The 17,436-nt window shown below is 63.0% G+C and carries 14 protein-coding genes and 1 pseudogene; 4 read left to right on the forward strand and 11 right to left on the reverse strand.

What is annotated here, in order from left to right; all coding sequences use genetic code 11:
* Window positions 1-177: 177 nt before the first annotated feature.
* Window positions 178-972: a M15 family metallopeptidase gene (locus ACVOLQ_RS03465; protein ID WP_481527074.1), complete on the reverse strand. Its 795-nt coding sequence runs from the start codon at window positions 970-972 to the stop codon at window positions 178-180.
* A 260-nt stretch (window positions 973-1,232) separates the two neighbouring features.
* Between ACVOLQ_RS03465 and ACVOLQ_RS03470 the strand changes: the two genes are divergently transcribed.
* Together ACVOLQ_RS03470 and ACVOLQ_RS03475 are read left to right on the forward strand one after the other, a co-directional pair.
* Window positions 1,233-3,305, forward strand: a complete 2,073-nt coding sequence (locus tag ACVOLQ_RS03470) for a YadA-like family protein (RefSeq protein ID WP_481527075.1) — start codon at window positions 1,233-1,235, stop codon at window positions 3,303-3,305.
* A 290-nt stretch (window positions 3,306-3,595) separates the two neighbouring features.
* Window positions 3,596-3,751, forward strand: a complete 156-nt coding sequence (locus tag ACVOLQ_RS03475; protein ID WP_481527076.1) for a hypothetical protein — start codon at window positions 3,596-3,598, stop codon at window positions 3,749-3,751.
* 63 nt (window positions 3,752-3,814) lie between these two features.
* Here ACVOLQ_RS03475 and ACVOLQ_RS03480 read toward each other — a convergent pair whose 3' ends face one another.
* The gene (locus tag ACVOLQ_RS03480; protein ID WP_481527077.1) at window positions 3,815-4,402 is read right to left on the reverse strand and encodes an ankyrin repeat domain-containing protein; all 588 of its coding nucleotides are present in this window, start codon (window positions 4,400-4,402) and stop codon (window positions 3,815-3,817) included.
* 118 nt (window positions 4,403-4,520) lie between these two features.
* Here ACVOLQ_RS03480 and ACVOLQ_RS03485 point away from each other — a divergent pair, with 118 nt between their 5' ends.
* The gene (locus ACVOLQ_RS03485; RefSeq protein ID WP_481527078.1) at window positions 4,521-4,976 is read left to right on the forward strand and encodes a GIY-YIG nuclease family protein; all 456 of its coding nucleotides are present in this window, start codon (window positions 4,521-4,523) and stop codon (window positions 4,974-4,976) included.
* Here the strand turns inward: ACVOLQ_RS03485 and mobF are convergent.
* Entirely contained in the window at window positions 4,966-7,794 is a 2,829-nt protein-coding gene (gene mobF / locus ACVOLQ_RS03490) for a MobF family relaxase (RefSeq protein WP_481527079.1), read from the reverse strand. The two genes, ACVOLQ_RS03485 and mobF, sit on opposite strands and share 11 nt — an antisense overlap.
* A 63-nt stretch (window positions 7,795-7,857) precedes the next feature.
* On the opposite strand from mobF, the gene ACVOLQ_RS03495 reads away from it, so the two are divergent.
* A complete protein-coding gene (locus ACVOLQ_RS03495) occupies window positions 7,858-8,340 on the forward strand; it encodes a GIY-YIG nuclease family protein (RefSeq protein ID WP_481527080.1) in 483 nt (160 codons plus the stop codon).
* A gap of 393 nt (window positions 8,341-8,733) precedes the next feature.
* On the opposite strand, the pseudogene ACVOLQ_RS03500 reads toward ACVOLQ_RS03495, so the two are convergent.
* The 8 genes and pseudogenes from ACVOLQ_RS03500 to ACVOLQ_RS03535 all read right to left on the reverse strand — a co-directional run.
* Window positions 8,734-10,215 (reverse strand): annotated as a pseudogene (locus tag ACVOLQ_RS03500) (helicase HerA-like domain-containing protein); the annotation flags it as partial.
* Window positions 10,193-10,957, reverse strand: a complete 765-nt coding sequence (locus ACVOLQ_RS03505; protein WP_481527081.1) for an ankyrin repeat domain-containing protein — start codon at window positions 10,955-10,957, stop codon at window positions 10,193-10,195. The pseudogene ACVOLQ_RS03500 and the gene ACVOLQ_RS03505, both read right to left, overlap by 23 nt.
* Before the next feature lie 240 nt (window positions 10,958-11,197).
* Window positions 11,198-11,395, reverse strand: coding sequence for a hypothetical protein (locus ACVOLQ_RS03510; protein WP_481527082.1), 198 nt, complete (start codon window positions 11,393-11,395; stop codon window positions 11,198-11,200).
* Between the two features lie 148 nt (window positions 11,396-11,543).
* Window positions 11,544-12,038, reverse strand: a complete 495-nt coding sequence (locus tag ACVOLQ_RS03515; RefSeq protein ID WP_481527083.1) for a hypothetical protein — start codon at window positions 12,036-12,038, stop codon at window positions 11,544-11,546.
* Between the two features lie 111 nt (window positions 12,039-12,149).
* Window positions 12,150-15,101, reverse strand: a complete 2,952-nt coding sequence (locus ACVOLQ_RS03520; protein ID WP_481527084.1) for a TraM recognition domain-containing protein — start codon at window positions 15,099-15,101, stop codon at window positions 12,150-12,152.
* Between the two features lie 15 nt (window positions 15,102-15,116).
* Window positions 15,117-15,452 carry a hypothetical protein gene (locus ACVOLQ_RS03525; RefSeq protein ID WP_481527085.1) on the reverse strand — a complete coding sequence of 112 codons (336 nt, stop codon included), beginning with the start codon at window positions 15,450-15,452 and terminating at the stop codon, window positions 15,117-15,119.
* A gap of 66 nt (window positions 15,453-15,518) precedes the next feature.
* Window positions 15,519-16,712 (reverse strand): hypothetical protein, encoded by a 1,194-nt coding sequence (locus ACVOLQ_RS03530; RefSeq protein WP_481527086.1) that lies wholly within the window; start codon window positions 16,710-16,712, stop codon window positions 15,519-15,521.
* A 61-nt stretch (window positions 16,713-16,773) separates the two neighbouring features.
* On the reverse strand, window positions 16,774-17,418 hold the full coding sequence (locus ACVOLQ_RS03535; protein WP_481527087.1) for a hypothetical protein: 645 nt from the start codon (window positions 17,416-17,418) through the stop codon (window positions 16,774-16,776).
* Between the last annotated feature and the right edge of the window lie 18 nt (window positions 17,419-17,436).

Raw genomic sequence — 17,436 nt, forward strand, 5'->3', positions numbered from 1 at the left:
CCCCCTGCCCGGCAATGGAAGTGGAACCCGCGTGACCGAGAAGAAGCCCGAACATACCCCGTTGATGAAGCATCATTGGCGCATGTTCAGATAAAACTCTTATTTCCCCTGTTTTCTGCATTTTTCTAGGCCTTGCGAATAATCTGGAACTCCCGTCGCAACACCATCGCAACACAATCAAGCCCGCCACGGCGTCCTGAAATCGTTGCTCACCGGGCACTGCTGAGGCTCCTCGAACACGGGCATCGTCCACGACCACCACGCGCTCCAGCCCATCATCGAAGTGGACAGGTTCCACTCCAGCTGACTCCGGCACACGAAACCCTCGCACACCTCAACTGGTGTGATGGCCAGCGGTTCCAGGCCTGGCCAGAGCGGTGGCAAGGGCTCGGGCACCACGGCCGCCACCCTCACCTCCTGCACCACCCTATAAGAACGAATAGCCAGAAGGCAGGGCGCCCGCAGCTCGACGTGGGGCATGTCCTTGAAGTCGGTCCAAGCCCCACCCCACCGGAGCCCAGCCGCTTGGGCCAGCTCCCCATAGCGCTCGTAGCCTTGGCGAACGTGGTCGTTCTTGAGGTTCCAGCTGGGTCGCCCCCGCTTGTAGATGACCATGTCCGCGGCGAAGCCATGGTTGTGGCAACTGCGACCAGGGCCAACCTGGGTCACGCCCTTCTGGCTGGCCAGGAGTTCGGCCTGGCGTTCCTCCGACCGGTAGCCCTCGGCCAGGCGCAGGTCATAGCCCTCCTCTTTCATCTGCTGCTGAATCCGTTCCAGCTTGGCCCGAAGGTCAGGATGGACGCCGTCCCATTGCGGGGCGTCCTTGTGGCGGTGGAACAGCCGCTTGAACAGCCCCGGCTTTTTGCCGTGGACATCGGCGAGCGAGTCGGTGGGAACGTGGGCATGCGCCGGCACGGTGACAACGAAGAATAGGACAGACGCCAGCAGCGCCTTGATGAAGCATAAATACATGAGTAGGCCTCCTTACTCACAAGGGTCTACTCTTCATGCAAAAGGAAAATCGGAAACGCGCAAGACCCCTTGCCAATCCGAAATCCTTGTATAGAAAAGAAGTGGCAGGCCTTCTCCTTGCCTGCTGCTTCCCGGCCCGATGAGGTCTCCTGTCGGTCCCGTAGTCGGGTCGGGAAGCTCTTCTACCCCCCCCTTGCGCGTTTCCCGCTGCGTGTTACTCGTGAGTAGACACCCCTACTCGTATCGGAGGACTCGCCACCATGAAACGCTCTCTCATTCACATCGCGCTACTCGCCTGCCTGTTCTCGGGCACAGCGATGGCGCAAGTCCAGGTTGGCAACAACGCCAACGCGACCGCCCTCGAAACCACTGCTGTGGGCGACGGCGCCAATGCGGTCACGGACCTCTCCACGGCCATTGGTGCCCGAGCCCTCGCGGATGGCGGCACGATCGATGGCAACCCCTGTGTGGGGGCTACCGCGGTTGGCAACGAAGCCACTTCCCAGGGCTGCAGCACCACCTCGGTGGGCTACATGAGCCACGCGAACGGGCCGAGTGCAACCGCAGTGGGTGCGAGAGCAGAATCGACGGGCGTTAACTCTTCTGCCTTTGGCGCAGGCGCTTCCGCCTCGGACAGCGGGACCGCCATCGGCTCCAACACCTCCGTGTCCGGGACCTTCGGCGCCGCCATTGGGTCTGGCGCTGCAGCTGCCGGTGCTCGCGGCACAGCCATTGGAGCGATGTCGAAGGCAGACGCCGATGGTTGCGTTGCCCTGGGCGCCTCCAGTGAATGCACGAATTCGGATGAGGTCAGCGTTGGCAACGTGGGATATGGCATCTATCGCCGCGTGACGAATCTCGCCAACGGGATCAACGACACCGACGCTGCCTCGGTTGGCCAGCTGCGCACCATGGCCGGGGCCATCGGGGGCGGTGCGGGCTTCGTCAACGGAGTGTTCGTCCCGCCAACCATCACCTTGTCGAGCGGCAACACGCACACCAACGTGACCGCCGCCATCTACGACCTCGACGGCCGCCTCCATACCCTTGAGCAGAACCCGGGCGGCGGCGCGCAGGGTCCGGCCGGTCCTGCCGGTGCCAGCGCCTACCAGGTCGCCGTTTCCAATGGCTTCACGGGAACGGAAGCCGACTGGCTGGCCTCACTGAACGGCGACAAGGGCGATCGCGGCGATGTGGGCCCGCAAGGCCCTGCCGGCGCCAATGGTCAGGAAGGGCGTGACGGAGTGGATGGTCAAGAGGGTCCCCAAGGTCCCGCCGGGCAAGACGGGCGCGATGGCGTCGATGGCCAGGATGGACAGGGCACTGGGTCCAACCGCTACTTCCAGGCCAACGGGAACAACGACGGCTCAGACAACGCGCAAGTGGACGCTGACGGACTGGGCAGCGTTGCCGCAGGTCGATACGCGTCTGCGGAAGGAAGTGGCAGCATCGCCATCGGCGAGAACGCCGTCGCGAACCCCGACACCAACCCTGGGGACAATAACTCTGGTGCCATCGCCGTGGGTCGAAACGCCAACGCGCATGGCCCAGCCACAACTGCGATCGGTGAGGATGCGATTGCAGAGGGAACCTTCTCCACTGCCGTGGGCAAGCAAGCCACCGCGCGCAACGGAAGCCTGGCAGCCGGCGCCGGATCTTCGGCCACCGGTCACGTCAGCACCGCTGTGGGCCCGAACGCCCAGGCTTCCGGTCGCGCCTCGTCTGCCTTCGGCAACAACGCGCAGGCCCAGCAGGACAACGCTACTGCTGTCGGCTCTGCGACGGTTGCTCAGCGAAACGGCACCGCGGTGGGCGCTGGCTCGGCGGCTGGGGTGAATGGAACGGCTCTCGGTGTGAACGCCAGCGCCACGCACACCAACTCGGTGGCCATCGGCGCCAACACCCGCACCACGGGATCCAACCAGGTGGCTATGGGCTACCGGCAGGTGACCCAGGTGGCCGACGGCCGAGTAACGCAAGGCTCCACGGATGCCGTCAACGGTGGGCAACTGTGGAACCTCCAGCAATCGCTGGATGACCGGTGGATCGAGATTGATCGTCGCCTTGACCACACCGACAAGCGCATCAACGGCCTTGGTGCCCAGACTGCCGCGATGGCCCAGATGGCAGCGGCCGGTGGCCCTTACGGCCTGGCCGTTGGTGAAGTCGCCATCGGTGCCGGCGTCGGCTTCTACGGCAACGAAGCCGCCATCGCCGTGGGTTGGTCCACCCGCCTGACGGAACGCGTCAACGTCAGTGCCGGCGTGTCCTTCGGCAGCGGCAAGACCAAGCCCATGGGCGGGGTCGGGATTTCCATTCGTTTGGGTCGATAAAAAGGAGGTGATCCGTCTCGGCAGGGGCCCTTCGGGGCCCTTGTTCGTGCCTGCTGGATTTTAATTGAATTGCTATAATTTACAAGCACTTACAGTTGCATTCCGGGCACGAGGGGCGTATAATCGGCCCCAACAATTTCGCAGAGGGGTGGGGGTTCAATTCCCTACCCATCACGATGGTCGTAGCGCCGATAGCCGCCATCGCCTTGGCTCTCACCAAGGGATGGTTCTTCAACCGAAACAGGAATGGTGACACCCGCAACAACAATGACAACACGAAGGAATACGTCATGAAGAAAGCAAACCGTTCAAGCAATACAGGTAATGGCAACAAGGGCAAGACATTCAAGAACGTTATAGGCGCCGTTCTGGATGTGATTTACAACACGACCGTTGGGATGGGAGCAGGGGCGCTCCTCCAGCAACACCAGGTCAGCGAACGGTGAGCCCCGCTCCCTGCTGACCCAAACGAAGAGCCCGGGCTGGTCCCGGGCTTTTCTTTTAAGCGTTTATAGCCGAGCTCGGGTCGCTGGCTCAGGAGGCGGCATCGCCCACGCTTGTGCCAAGCGCTCCGCCTTCTTGGACGCTCGCCAGGCTTGAAGCACTTCCAGCGTTTCCGAATCGTCGGCGAGGTCCATGGCGCCCTCGCCATCCTGGTTGAATGTTTCCAGGTCCGCGCCGTGCCCCAGGAGCAACTGGCACATGGACGGCTGGCCCGAGCGAGCCGCGGCCAGCAACGGCGCGTCCCCCGTCATTCCGTCGACGTCGTCCACGTCCGCCCCAGCCTCCAACAGCAATTCGGCCACCGCGAGCGAGCGACCCCAGACGGCGCGCATCAGCGGCGTGTCTCCGCCCTCCCTGCGCTCCAAGGGCAACGTCAGGGCATCCACTTCCGCGCCATTGGCCAGGAGCAATCGGCAGGCATCGAGGTGGCCCCCGAATGCGGCCAGGTGGAGCGCCGTCACCTGCTCAGCCATCTGGGACACCATGCCCTGATCGACCATCACATAGCGGCCAGGATCCATGCCTGTCTCCAGGAGTTGGCTCAGTTCGTCGGTGTCGCCCACGCGGGCCGCGCGCATCCATCGGTTGTCCATGGCTGTTCCATCTCGAGGTCGATAAGCCACGGTAGATCGCCACGGGGAACGCGCAAGGGGTTGCCAGTCCTCGAATCTGATCTATTCGTGAGTGGGTCGCTTCACTCACGGATAGAGCATGACCCACCGCCACAAACTCGGCCGGAGCGAGAAGTATCACGCCCTGCCCCGCACCCTTTACGCCCTGTTGTTCGACGACGGGGGCTGCTACATCGGCCAGAGCTCGAATCCGAATCAGCGGGAGAAACAGCACCGCTCGCGCCAAGGCGGCTGGCACCGCCCCTTCCAGTTTCATGTGCTGAACGTGGTGACGGCCACCCGAGCGGAAGCCGAAGCACACGAACAGGCCTGGCGAGTGAGGGCGTCGAAGGAAGGCTGGCGCGTCTACGCCAAGCCCCCGGGGATCGTCATTAACCCCCACCGTCGAGCGACGCCACACGTGCGATGGCTGGCCCTCCAGTGCCGATGGACCTTGGGCACGCCAAGCAGGCGTCCCTCGGAACGCATCCGGTGGTGGCCGTGGATTCTCGTGGGAGCCAGCCTCTTGCTGCTGGCCCGCCGCGTCATAGGGTAAGCACGGGCCCTTTCTGCTTTTCCACCGGCACCTGGGGTTTCGGCTTCAACCCCGCCAGCAGTTCTTCCACGTCCCGGACCAGGTTGCGCACGGGAGCGGCCTGGGTCTCGGATAGACCTACGCTCAGCGCCATCTCCTTATGGCGTTCGGTGCCCAGGCGTTCGGTCATACGCTCCATGACGTCGTCCGTCGTATACATTCGGTAGCTGCCCTTGGTCAGGCGCGTGAACGCCACCAAGGCCGATTGTTGGTCAAGCATGCCCATGTTGGTGGCCAGGTGGTAGATCTCTGCCTTGCCTTGCCCTTGGGACTTGTGGACGGTCATGGCATACCGGTGGGCCAGCGCGTTGTGCTCGCTCGTATTGAACCGCACGAGGCGCCCGTTCTCCTTCGGGTTCGAGGCCTCGATGCGCACCACCAGGTCGTAGCCGCCCGCCTTGTCCTTACGGATGCTTTCCACGGTGCCTTCCGTGCCGTTGATGACGCCCAGGTCGTTGTTGGTCGCCGTGAACATCACTCGGTCTCGCCGGGACAGCGTCAAGTCTTCCCATTGTCCCTTCACGATCGACCGGAAGGTGACTTCCTCCTTGTCCAGCACCCCCTGCTCCTGCAGCCCTTTCCGGATGGACATGTTGAGCGTGGTGACCTCGCCCCGTGTGTGGGCCAGAACCAACTTCTCGTCCATCGGGGTGGGGTCTTTCAGGTAGTCGTCTACCAGCGCCTTGATGGCCTGCTTATCCGTGCCGAAGTCATCGATGCATCCGCGATCCTGGAGGTTCTGCAAGATGTCCGCACCCATATCGAGTGAGCCTTGCCGGCTGCGGTGCCCGCGGCGGATGTCCTTGACCCTCCCGTGGTGGTCGCGCTCGTAGAAACTGTTCGCGGTGATCAGGTCACCGCCGTTCTTCTGCCGGCGGATCTCGGTCAGCTTCGTGTCGCCCAAGGCCATCTTCGCCAGTTCGAAGCCGTTGCCCGCGGCGATGGGCTGGAGCTGGTCACTGTCCCCCTGCATGATGAGCTTGGCTCCCACCGACTGGCAGTAGGTCATGAGCTTCAGGGTGTCACCCGTGGCCACCATGCCGGCTTCGTCGAGCACGACCACGTCCTTCTTCGTCAGGGCCACCTTGCCCTGCCGCACCTGGGAGAAGAACTTCGCCACCGACATGCAAGGCATCCCGGACTCCTCTTCTAGCTTCTTGGCGGCTTTACCACCCACCGCCAGTCCCATCAGCTGCTTTCCCTCGGCTTCGAAGCACTGCTTGTAGACCTCGGCCACCGTGGTCTTGCCCGTCCCTGCCAATCCCGACATGACGCCGACACCTGCGGTTCCGTAGGTCAGGTGGCCGATGGCGGCCTTCTGCTCCTCGGTGAGCGTGAACCCCTTGCGCTTCTCATACGCGGCGATCTCCCGGTCCACTGTGGAGCGGAAAAGCTTCAGGTCCGTCTCGTTCTCCCGCTCCTTCGAGCGCCGGATGATCTCGGCCTCCCATTCGACCATCCAGGTGGCGGCGAATCGGTCCTCGCGGTGCTTGCGCGCCAACCGTTGTCCCCGGTCGTCTTCGTGGAGGTGTTCGGCTTTCACGCGCACCAGGTCGTCCTGCTGGGTGAACTCTTCCACCATTCTGAGCACCTCCCCGGCGCTCTTCTGACCAGCGAACTCCATCCCCAGTTCGCGGACCAGGTCGTGTTCGCAGAACATCGCCTCGTTCTCGTGCATGCGCTTCAAGACCTCGTCAAACGTATGAGGGTCGAGGTGACGACCTTGGGTCTGCTTGAGCGATTGGGTGGAGGGCACCAGCCCCGGGTTCTCTTGGTCGATGTTGGCGAAGGTCTGCTTCCAGTCCCTGACCACCTGCTCGAACGGCGGTTCTTCCTTCTTCTTGCGGGTGGCCTTGCAGGCTTCGTCGTGACTAGCCGACGGGTGTTCTTTGACGTAGTCCAGGATTTCCTGGCGGCGGGTCTTCGTCTGGAGCACGAGCTCCCGCTCGATGCCGGCAATGGTGGTGAGAATCTGGCCCGTCTCGCACCCCATCACATCCACCTCGCGTTCCCGCTGAATCCCATAGCCCAACGCTTTCATCGCGGCGTAGAGTTCGGCCTTGTAGAGGTGATCCGCGGCGTGCCTGTGACGGTAGATTTCGATGGCGTCGAAGGTGCCCCATTTGCCGTCCTCGCCCTTCGAGATCCCGTAGACCAGGTGATGGGTGTGAAGGTCGGGCTCCACGTTCCGGTTACTGACGTGATCGGCCGCGGTCCACACCAGGCCCTGTGTTCCGATGACTTCTTTTCCTCCCTTCTCCCGTCGGGTTTCCACCTTGCTCTCGATGTAGCCCATGGCCACGGCGCAGGCCTGGCGGTGGGCCTCCAGGATGGCCAGCTTCTCGCGCTCGTCCGCCAGCGCAAACGCCACGCTCACATCCCCGGGGGCGGAAATGGTCAGATCGAACCCCACCCGATGGCCGCCCTCCCACTTCTCCATCGGCTTGCCGTCGTTGTCCAATCGCACGTTGCCCCAGCGATCCGTCTTGATGACCAGCCGGGGTTCCTCACCCGCGTTTTTGCACAACGGCCTTCCGGTGGGCGAGAAGCCCTTGCCCAGCAGTTCCATCACCTCGCGGGTGACCGCCTGCCCTTCCAGGCCGAGTCCGGCGGCGAGGCTGCCGCCCCAATTGATCGTCTGTCGGGGATCGGGCCCGCTGCCAGCGTAGTAAGCCACCGCGCTGTCGATGGCCAGGCGCTCGGTGGCCAGCATGTAGTCGAACATGTTGCCGTTGCCCTTGTTGCGGCCGCGGGCATCGATACGTGTGCAGTTAATCATGGGGCCTCCGAAACCGTGGGATGATCCAAGGTCCCAGAAATCCACAGACACGCAAGGGGCGCCATGGCCGTCTATTTCGTCGTCGATCCATCTCATGAACTGACCAAGGTGGGGAAGTCCAAGGACATCCCGAGACGGATGGTGGCTCTACAAACCGGCAACCCCACGGCGCTTGAACTCATGGGCTGGCTGGATGTCCATGACGACTACGCCCTGGAACGGGCGCTACATCTGAAATTCGCTAACAAGCGCAAGAGAGGGGAATGGTTTCAGCTTTCGGTCGACGACGTCCTGGCCGAGCTTCAACGCCACCGCGGCTTCATCCCCAAGAACGCTGACGCCTTCGAGATCGTGGGGTATGACAAGGATGGCATTCCAGAATACTTGGGCGTGTGCAAGTGGGCAGATTTCGAGATCGAGGAATGCTGCCCCTTCTGCGGCTGCTTCTGCGGAATGTATTTCAACGAGCCAGCCCAGATGTATCACTGCCTCAACTGCGACACGCTCACTGACTTCTCGGACCAGGATGGGCAAGAAGACGATTAGCGTTTGAACAGCGCGTCGATTTCTTCGGGGGTCATGGCCAGCACGCGCTGAATGTCTTCGACGCCCCCCCTGGGTGACGGGGAAGGCAAACGACCCGCCTGGCAACGTTTCCGACTGCGTCGCCTCCCCTTCAACAGGCCCAGCGGGCTTGGTGGTCCATGCGGCAGGCACCTGTCCTTTCCTCACTTCGGGGTAGCTCCTGCCGGGCCATCCGAGCAACAGCACGTCCCCTCCCATCTGGACGATCGCCTCGACGCCCCACTTCTCCGGCCCATAGCGCTTTCCTATGCGGAAGCCGAGCCGGTCGGTGAGTTCCCCACTGGAAATCAGCGCCCTGCTCTCTTCATGAACCTGCGCCTTGTCCTCGTGCGAACGCCAGGCGATCTTGTGCTTGCCGAGCTGACTGGCCAGCTTGTCGCGGGTCACCCCCATCTGCACCTGGCACACCACATGGGTGCCCACCAGGGATGAAAACGCCTGCGCCGTCTTGTCGCCGTAGACCAATTCGATCTGGGCATGGTCCTGGACCGCCATGACGGCCACAACGCCCTTGCTGCGTCCCAACGCCAACAAGGGATCGATGTTCAACCGTCCAGCGCTGGTGAGCTCATCGAACACGAAGTAGAGCCCCCGCCCGCTTTCGTTGTCCGGCAGCGCAGGCCCGATGAGATCCGGAACCGCCACGTTGATCATGGCCGCGATGTAGGCCTTGGTCAGCGTGGGATCGGGTCCCGATTGAACGATGACCTGTTTGCGGCCGGTGTAGTCGTCTCGAATCCACTCGGTCATCGAGAAGCGGCGCTGGCCCACCTTGGGCCAGGCGGTGGCCAGATCGTCGATGAGGCGGGTGAAGCCCCCCAGCGTGGACAGCACGCTGGCCGTGGTCTGGCTCTCGGCGTTGACGACCAAGGCCGCGCCGCGGGGGTAGTGGTGGCGCATGCCCTCGCACATCACCGCCGCAGGCCGCCGCAGCAACTGGGCCAGCTCTGGGAAGCCCCAGGTGCCCGGCTGCGTGTTCTGCAGTTCACGCACGCACCCGATGAGGAGATCCTGGGCGGCCATGGTCCAGAACTTCGAGCTGCCCTCTCCTTCAGGAATCAGGGAAGCCGCGAAGGCAGCCGCCTGGGTGGGCGTGCGCACGTCAGAGGCCACGTCCCACACGTAGGACCGTGCGTCGAACGGCGACACGATGATGGGACGCTTGAAGATCGAGGTGAAATCCCCCTTGATGTCGTAGAGGAACAGCTTGGCCGCCTTCATCCTGACCAGCTGCTCCAGCATGTGCTTGAGGATGACGCTCTTGCCCGAGCCCACCGACCCCGTGAGGAGCACGTGACGTGCCCACTGCTTCTTCGACAACATCAGGTCGGGATGCAACGACAAGGCGAACGGATCTGCCTCTGCTTCTTTCGGCGTCAGTGAGCGTCGCCTTGCCTCGGCAATGGCCTCCACTCCTTCCAGCAGCTGCGGGCCCGCCAGGTGCCAGGTGTTGCTCACCGGCTTGGCTTCCTTCAGGAACACTCGGACGGCCAGATACCCCGCGAGCAGGAGTGACGCACCAATTCGCGTCCAGGTGGCCAGGGGGTGGTGGTAGGACACCAGTTCGATGAACTCCCGCGCTGGACCACGAACGGAGATTCCGGCGGTCAGGAAGTGGTAGCCAGTGACCAAGCCACCCTTCAAGGCATCGGTGAAGCGGATGAGCTGGCCATCCGGGTTGGGGATGAGCCAGGCAACGCCCATGGCGCCCACGTAGACCACCCCGAACACGAACCCACCGCCCAGCAAAGCGCGGTGCCAGTAGCGAACCGGTTGCGAAGGGGCGACGTTGCCGGGCACCTCGCCCAGGGCGTCATAAGGCTTGGGCTTGCTCATGCCGGTGTTGGTGCTGGTGCATGCGCGTGGGGGTGCGTCCACGCCAGCCGGGCTGCTCAGGATTAGCGCCCTGGGCCATCAGCTGCAGGCAGACGCGGGCGTGCTTGTGGAGCGATGCGAGGTGGAGCGGTGCCCAGCCCTGCTCGTTCAATGTCGAGACGTCCGCACCGGCTTTCACCAAGGGGGTGACCAGGTGGGCGTGGCCGAACCGCGCCGCATGGTGAAGTGGCGTGTTCCCGTTGGGATCAGGCATGCGCACGCTGGCGCCCATGCTGATACAGGCCAACAGCGCCGCTTCGTGGCCCGCTCGGGAGGCGCCCGTCAGCCAGGCTTGCCAGAGGCCATGCTCCTGGAGTCGTTGCGCGTCGGCGCGAGCTACGCCGGCTTCTTCAGCCGCCATGGACAGGTCATGGAACAGCCCCGTGTGCTGGGCAGGGGTGAGGCGCGAAACGTGATCAGCAATGGCGCTGAACGCCATGGGCTCGTTCTTGTCGCCCAACCGCCGCTCGAAGGCCCGGACCATGTCTAGGGTCGAGGCGTTCTCGGGAGCATCGAAGGTCAAGCGGTGAAGCCCCCACCGGAGATCCACCTGGGGAGCTCGGTCGGCGTCGCCGTGGCAAACCTGCCAGACCAGGTCGCCGCGTCGTCCCTCGACGGGCGCCAAGCTCAAGGCGTGGGCGCGGGCCAGGACGACGGAAGCGTGCTGCGGCTCGTTGCCGAACTCACGCAGCAAGGCGTCCACCAGGACTTCCGTTCGGTGGAGACCCAGGGGGAGTAATTGGTGCTGGAGAGATTCACGGGGGTTCATCCCCATGGTTGTAAAGACGAATCCGCGTCCGTCAACCCGGGATGGGGCCGAAGACGATCCAGCCCAACATGTAGACGACGATCGTCGGAAGAAGAGCGGCCATAAACGAGTCGCCCTCGAACCGGCGGAGGCTCCGCCGGAGGTAGATGCGACAACGCCGGTAGGAACTGCTCATCAGTTGAAGGAGCTCCGGGCCACGAATGCCACTGCTACGAAAGCAAATACGCTCATGATGAGCACCTTGAACAGCACGGGCACGGCGGGCGGGTAGAAGGCGAAGGCCGCGGCGAAGGCTGCGATGAGCACGAAAGCAGTCACCACCAGCGGAATCAGGTGGGCGAAGGCAAAATCTTTGAGGGCTTCAATCAACATGTCGGTCTCCATGGGGATGTTCTTGAGTAGGTCGGCCTACTCTTCTTACACCTTCAGGAAACCACACCAGAACTGGGTGTCAAGTCGCAAAAAAGCCCGATTCTGTGAAGAACCGGGCAATTTTTGTCTTTAGTCGGAAGGGGCGGAGTTACTGATTGAAGACGTTCCGCTGGCGCTGCTTCTCGTGCTTGTCCCAGTCGAAGTTCTTCTCATATTCCTTCATGAAGGCAGCCTCCTTCGGGGCCGTGCGGGCATACTCGGCGTAGCCCAAGCGCCCCGGCCCGTTCTCCATCCGATGCTCACGGGTCAGCATGGGAGGGCGCTGCTCTTCCCCCTGACGCTGCTGGCGCCACTGCTGGACGGTCTGAAAGGCCACCTGTTCGTGCTGGTTGTCGGGTTGGCTTTCGGCCCTGGCCTTGTCGGTCTCCTGAATCTTCTTCTGCAAGGCCTCGATCTGCTCCGGGCTGGCCTTCTCGGCCCAATCCAGCAACCGCTGCCGGCGCTCCTCAATGGCCTGCTGGTCCTTGCCCACGGACTGATCGTAGGCCGCCCTGGCTTCTTCTTTCTGGACGGGGGGGCGATCGCCCAACAGCTTCTCGTTGCGCTGTGCCCGCAGGGTGCGCAGGTCGGTCAGGGTTTCCATGGGTTGGGTAAGGGTGTCGCTCATGTGGGGTTCTCCGGTGGGGATGGGATACATCGAGAGTTGATCAAATCGGCGGATTGGCAAGGGGGCGAACCCCCTTGCCGCTCTCCGTCAGTCCAGATCCGGAACCAGCTCGGCCAGGTCGATGCGCTTGTGACCGGCGCGGTTCAAGGCAACGATGGCGTGGCCGCGGGGCTCCAGCAGGGCCTGATACTCCTCAGGCCCGAAGAGAGGCTGGACTTCCCGCTTCCCACCAGTGGGCATGTCGATGTCACGGGCCAGCTCGTCCTGACCAATGACGTCCTCCGCGCCGATCCTCCAGCGGCGACCCGTGGCCGGATCCACACGCAAGGCGGTCAGGCGGCCCGCACCTTCCAGGCGCATCTTGTCGAAGACGGCCGCATGGGGGTGGTTCGGATCGTTGAGGACCGAGTGACGGTAGTTTTCCAGGCCACCCTTGTAGTCGATGCCGCGCGTCTTTTGCTTGAAGGTCGTCAGCATGGCTTGGCCGAACCGCTTGATCAGATACTCCACGGTGTTGAAAGAGCACCTCAGCGCGCCAACCGATTGCATGAGGTTCGCTAGAAGCTCAGCTTTCGTGCGACTGCCAAATGCATCCTCCAGACTCTCGAACCCTTGGGTTGCCAACACGGGCATCAGGCCCAACGAGCGTGAAATGGAGAACATGTCCGTGTCGTCGGCCGTAAGCAACAGGTGGGCCTCATCCATCATCAGCATGACCTCCACCTGGCCTGGCAATGCTTGCCGCCACTTGTCACCGTGCGCACCGCGGGCCTTGATGCCATTCATCACCCGCTGCTTGAGCAGACGCATCATCATCTCGCCCGCGTCGCCGTATTGGGTAGGCGGCAGGAACAGGCCCACCATCTCGCCATAAAGTGCCTTGGACACGTCCACCTCACCCTTCTCGATCGAGTGCCAGGGGATGTCGTTGGCGTCGCGCAGCTTCTCACCCCGCAACAGCTTCTCCAGCAGACCACGGGAGTTCAGCGTGAACGACTGCCGTTGTTCGGCGTTCATGGCCGGAACTTCCAGCAGCGCCCACTCCAGGGAGCTCTGAAGCTGCGACATGGGACGTTTCAGATCCGGGTGGATCGTTTGCGGCTCGTTCTGCTGGCGCTTCCGGTAAGCGTTCAGATACGCGGCATGCGTCGCACGCCCTTCTTCATCCAGGCTGTTGTCCGGCTCTTCCAGTCCCAGATACTTGATCACTTCCATGATCTTCGGGTTGGGCTTGGGGATCGTCCCGGTGGGAATCACTCGCTCGACGTTGGACAGAAGCTTGGCGTGGTGCAAGGGGGTGTAGGCCCAGCCACGATCAGAATCCACCACGCAGGAGTAGAGACCCATTTCCTGGACCACCTCCGCCAACCGTTCTTCCACTTCGGTGGTGTTCTGGCCAAGTTTGCGGAGCTTGCGCTCTTCGAGTTTCAGGAGCAGCTGGGATTCTTCCAACCCATCGAGCTTGGCCATGCACCAAGCACGGTAGGTTTTCTCGTGCTCGACCAAGGCCTTCAAGATGATTCCGGTGTGGTAGATGAACGCATCGCCACCGTCGGACCACAACTTGGACTTTTCATCCACGACGCCACCGGACGCACCACGCAACGCCTTCACGATCTGATCCGGCTCCAATCCCTCATAAGGACCGACGGCCAGACCCGGCTTCACCACGATGTCGAACAAATCCTCCAGGTCGGAGATGATGGCCCCGTCCTTTCCATCAGCGATCAGTGCACCACCCGCCATTCCCTTCTTGCCAGCCTTCCGTGCAATGGCCTCTACCGCCCGCCGATAGCGGCGCGCAATCGGGCGCAGGATGCTGTATGACTTGCCCGTTCCGGGCATGCCAAAGACGATCAGGCCTTGAGTCAGGTCACGCAAGGACAGCCTCATGATCGTCCGCTTGTCAGGAGAATAGCCGTAACCCTTGTCGGTGAGATGGCCGGTGGCGCGGCCGATCGTGATCAGCGGCGTCGTGTCATTCAGCGCGTTCTGAGCCTGCTGCTCACGCGCCTTCACGTGCGAGTTGACCAAGGCCCCTTGGGTGCCCAAGTTGTTGTCGTTGTTCTGCAGGCAGAGGCGAGCACCGGTCTGGACGAAGTTGCCCTCGGTGAACTGCATGGCATACATGCAGGCCAGCACGAAAGGCACAGCATCACCCAGGCCCCAGGGCAGAACCTTGGCAACCAGGAGCGCGCCCAGAATGATGCCCACCCACTTCATCGCCTGGATGAACCGGGCGGCGGTGCCGCCGATGACGCCGCGGTGGGGATGGGAAGCGGCGGCCACCAGGCAGACCACGAAGATCACACCCACCAGGCCAAAGCCGATGACCGCGGCCTTGGTGAAGAAAGCCATGTAAGCCTGGAGCCCAGCCGAACCCGCTGCCGCACCTCCGACTCCTAGAGCGCTGAACTTTGACATGCCCGCCATGCCCATCGGGATCCACTGGAGGAGCACCAGCGCTTTGAGTGCTTCCTTCATGCTCTCGCCCTGCTTCAGGGCGATGAAGTAGGGAATGCTCGTCAGCAGGAAGGCCCAGCCCGCCCAGCCGATCCACGAGACCAGGAACAGCGTCAGCGCCCCGATCGCGGGGAACGCTAGATACATCAGCGGCGTGGCAATGCTGTCATTGCCCTGCCCCATGTCGTTGCCCTGGAGGAAGCCTTCAGCCCGGCGGCCGTCCTTGGTGATAGTGATGCGGGATTGGCTGTCGCGCAGGTCGTCTGGGACCTTGGGCCACCACTCCTGAAAGTCGTCCTCGCTCTTCCCTTCGGGGACCAAGAACGCGCTCTTCTCCTCGTTCCACACGGCGCCGCACTCGGCAGCCAGTTGGGTGTCCTCTGAAGGAACGTCCAGGACTCGGCTGCGCACACGGTCGCTCAGATCGAAGCGCCCCACCAGGTTTTCGAACTGTGCGTTCGATTGAACGATGATGGTTTCGCGGATGGTTGCGGCCTCGCCTTCCTTGCGGCGGAACTTGCGTCCCAGGCCACTCGTCCAGTCGATGGCGCTCAGAATGTTGATGTTCAATGCCATGGTCTTGTTCCTCCCTTAGTTGCCAAGCCAGTGCGACAGGACGGCGAGCACGGCGCACAACGGCGCGATCACCAGGAAGCCCGCCTGGGCTACCCAGCGCTCAGCCACCTGCTCCACCTGGCTCGCGTAGAGCCGATCCTTGGTCCAGGCCTCGTAGGCCGCGTCGTTTTCAACCGGCGGCACGCGATCGGCGCGCAAGTAGTAGAACGAACGCCTCACGGCTTCCGTCAGGTGCCCCATGCCCAGCGACTCCGGGCTACCAATGAGCAGTCGCCCATGAAGGTTCATCCACTTCGAACCGAAGTGGATCTTTCCGGGTTCCCGGTATTGCGTGAACAGCCACTGGAACATGTTCCCCCCTTGAATGATGAGTAGGTCACTTCTTTCTAGATCGAATCCGTGAGTTGGCAAGGGGGATCACTTGATGCCGGATTTCTCCGCCCAAGCGTCGAGGTCATCGCTCGCCTTCTGCTGCCAATCGTTCTTCTGCTCGGCAGCTGGTGCGGGGGCATTCTTTGGCAACGGGGCAGACGCACGTTTCGGCGAAGGCTTGGGCTGAGTCTCTTTCGGCGCGGACACCGTCGCCGTGGGAGCGGCGACAGGCTCGGGTTTCGCGATCGTGGACACTGGCCTGGCCTGCTCTGGAATCACTGCTGGCGCGGGCGCGACCACGGGAGCTTCCACCACCTCGGGCACCAGTTCGGGAACCACCGGAGCGGCAACCGGTGCCACGGGAGCGGACGCGCTCGGCAGCGGCTGGTCGTTCTTCTCTTGCAGGGCGTAGAGCACCCCAGCGACCAATACCACCGCCACCACGCCACCCACGACCCAGGGCCAACGAGAGTGGAGCCTAGATTGCAGGGACACCTGCGGCCCCTCTGGAGCCGTGGCGTCCGGTGAGTGACTAGGCTCCTCAACAGCACCGAGAGACAGCTCGCTCTGCCCAATCGAAACGTCATCGGTCACCTGAGGCTCTTCGACACCATCTGCTGGCTGGTCCGATACAGCGCCCACCTCCGGTGCCAATCCAGGCACTTCCACAACCTGCAATTGTTCAGTCTGGGCTTCGACGAGAACCGCTTCGCCCACCTCAACCGCACCTGCTTCGCCGGGAATTGCGGCGGGCTCCTGGACGGACAACGCTTCGACCACGTCCTCGGATGCCATTTCGTCGGTGGGTGCATTGCCCTCACACACCTCCCCATCAACAAGCACAAGGTCATGAGCCATTCCGTCCGTCACGAGAGAACCCGCTCGTTCGCTCTTCAAGAACTTTGTCGCCACCTCAACTTCAGCCGCTTGGACCGTCGTGGTGCTCGACCCACCTTCTTCCGTAGCTTCAACTCGCTCTTCCGCGGCCTTGGCTAGTCTGGCGTCAACGGTCGCCTTGACGTCCCTTGCCTTCTCCGCTGCGGCAGCCGCCCCCTTCTGGGTCAGCTCGGCGGCGCGCTTGCCGATGACCCCGGCCCAGTGACCGGCGGCTTTAAGGGCTTCCTTGGTGTTGTCGGACACCAGCTTATCCTCCACCGATGGCGCGGTGGTCTGGGCCGCGTTGGCGCGCTTCAACAGCTCATCGCGCTTCCGCTTGCGGATCAGTTCTTCGGGGGTCATGGGTTCTCCTGGAAATGGGGGAAGGAAGCCCGGGTATCGCAAGACACCCGGGCAATCGGTATCAGCGAACGTCGGGAACCGGGGTGACGACGATCACGTGCTCGCCCCTGCCGCAGCGGTCGTCCACCGTCACCTTCGACAGCGCACCGCGCTTGGCCAGCTCCACAATGGGCACCTGGCAGGCGGCCTTGTCGGCGCCCTGGAACACGACCGTGAGCCCGTTGGTCGACTTGGTCAGCAAGCCGGCGAACTTGTCCAGGAACGCCTGGGTGTCGCTGTCCAGACGCTTCATGTCGGCGGGGTTGTAGTTCAAACGCAGCGAATCCAGCACCGTCTCTTGCTTGCCTTCGACCGTCTCGGTCTTCGTGACGACTTCGGCCTTCATGCCAGCGGCACGCGCGGCCTCAGCTGCCTCCTGGGCGTGCTCACGCTGCTGCTTCACGTAGGACGCAGTGGCACCCACGGCCGCACCCGCGGCGCATGCGGCAACGGCTCGGTCCTTCTTGCCGGTCAGGTAAGCCAGGGCGCCGCCGGCGACGCAGCCGATGCCACCGGCCTTGAAGACGCGCCTCTTGTCGGTCGTGGGCTTCTCCTCACTGGAAGCGACCGCCTCCGACGGGTTGGACTGAGCCATGACCTGCAGCGGCATTGCCATCGGCAGGCAGGCGATCAGGCAAAGGGTGATGGGGAGGGTGGAACGTTTCATGGGATGGATCTCCTATAC

It is taken from the genome of Stenotrophomonas sp. STEN031 (genome assembly GCF_056759975.1).

What these genes read in the sequence shown, in the direction of transcription:
- ACVOLQ_RS03465 (WP_481527074.1), bottom strand. Translation starts at nt 972, where the DNA reads ATGTATTTATGCTTCATCAAGGCGCTGCTGGCGTCTGTCCTATTCTTC.
- ACVOLQ_RS03470 (WP_481527075.1), top strand. Translation starts at nt 1,233, where the DNA reads ATGAAACGCTCTCTCATTCACATCGCGCTACTCGCCTGCCTGTTCTCG.
- ACVOLQ_RS03475 (WP_481527076.1), top strand. Translation starts at nt 3,596, where the DNA reads ATGAAGAAAGCAAACCGTTCAAGCAATACAGGTAATGGCAACAAGGGC.
- ACVOLQ_RS03480 (WP_481527077.1), bottom strand. Translation starts at nt 4,402, where the DNA reads ATGGACAACCGATGGATGCGCGCGGCCCGCGTGGGCGACACCGACGAA.
- ACVOLQ_RS03485 (WP_481527078.1), top strand. Translation starts at nt 4,521, where the DNA reads ATGACCCACCGCCACAAACTCGGCCGGAGCGAGAAGTATCACGCCCTG.
- mobF (WP_481527079.1), bottom strand. Translation starts at nt 7,794, where the DNA reads ATGATTAACTGCACACGTATCGATGCCCGCGGCCGCAACAAGGGCAAC.
- ACVOLQ_RS03495 (WP_481527080.1), top strand. Translation starts at nt 7,858, where the DNA reads ATGGCCGTCTATTTCGTCGTCGATCCATCTCATGAACTGACCAAGGTG.
- ACVOLQ_RS03510 (WP_481527082.1), bottom strand. Translation starts at nt 11,395, where the DNA reads ATGTTGATTGAAGCCCTCAAAGATTTTGCCTTCGCCCACCTGATTCCG.
- ACVOLQ_RS03515 (WP_481527083.1), bottom strand. Translation starts at nt 12,038, where the DNA reads ATGGAAACCCTGACCGACCTGCGCACCCTGCGGGCACAGCGCAACGAG.
- ACVOLQ_RS03520 (WP_481527084.1), bottom strand. Translation starts at nt 15,101, where the DNA reads ATGGCATTGAACATCAACATTCTGAGCGCCATCGACTGGACGAGTGGC.
- ACVOLQ_RS03525 (WP_481527085.1), bottom strand. Translation starts at nt 15,452, where the DNA reads ATGTTCCAGTGGCTGTTCACGCAATACCGGGAACCCGGAAAGATCCAC.
- ACVOLQ_RS03530 (WP_481527086.1), bottom strand. Translation starts at nt 16,712, where the DNA reads ATGACCCCCGAAGAACTGATCCGCAAGCGGAAGCGCGATGAGCTGTTG.
- ACVOLQ_RS03535 (WP_481527087.1), bottom strand. Translation starts at nt 17,418, where the DNA reads ATGAAACGTTCCACCCTCCCCATCACCCTTTGCCTGATCGCCTGCCTG.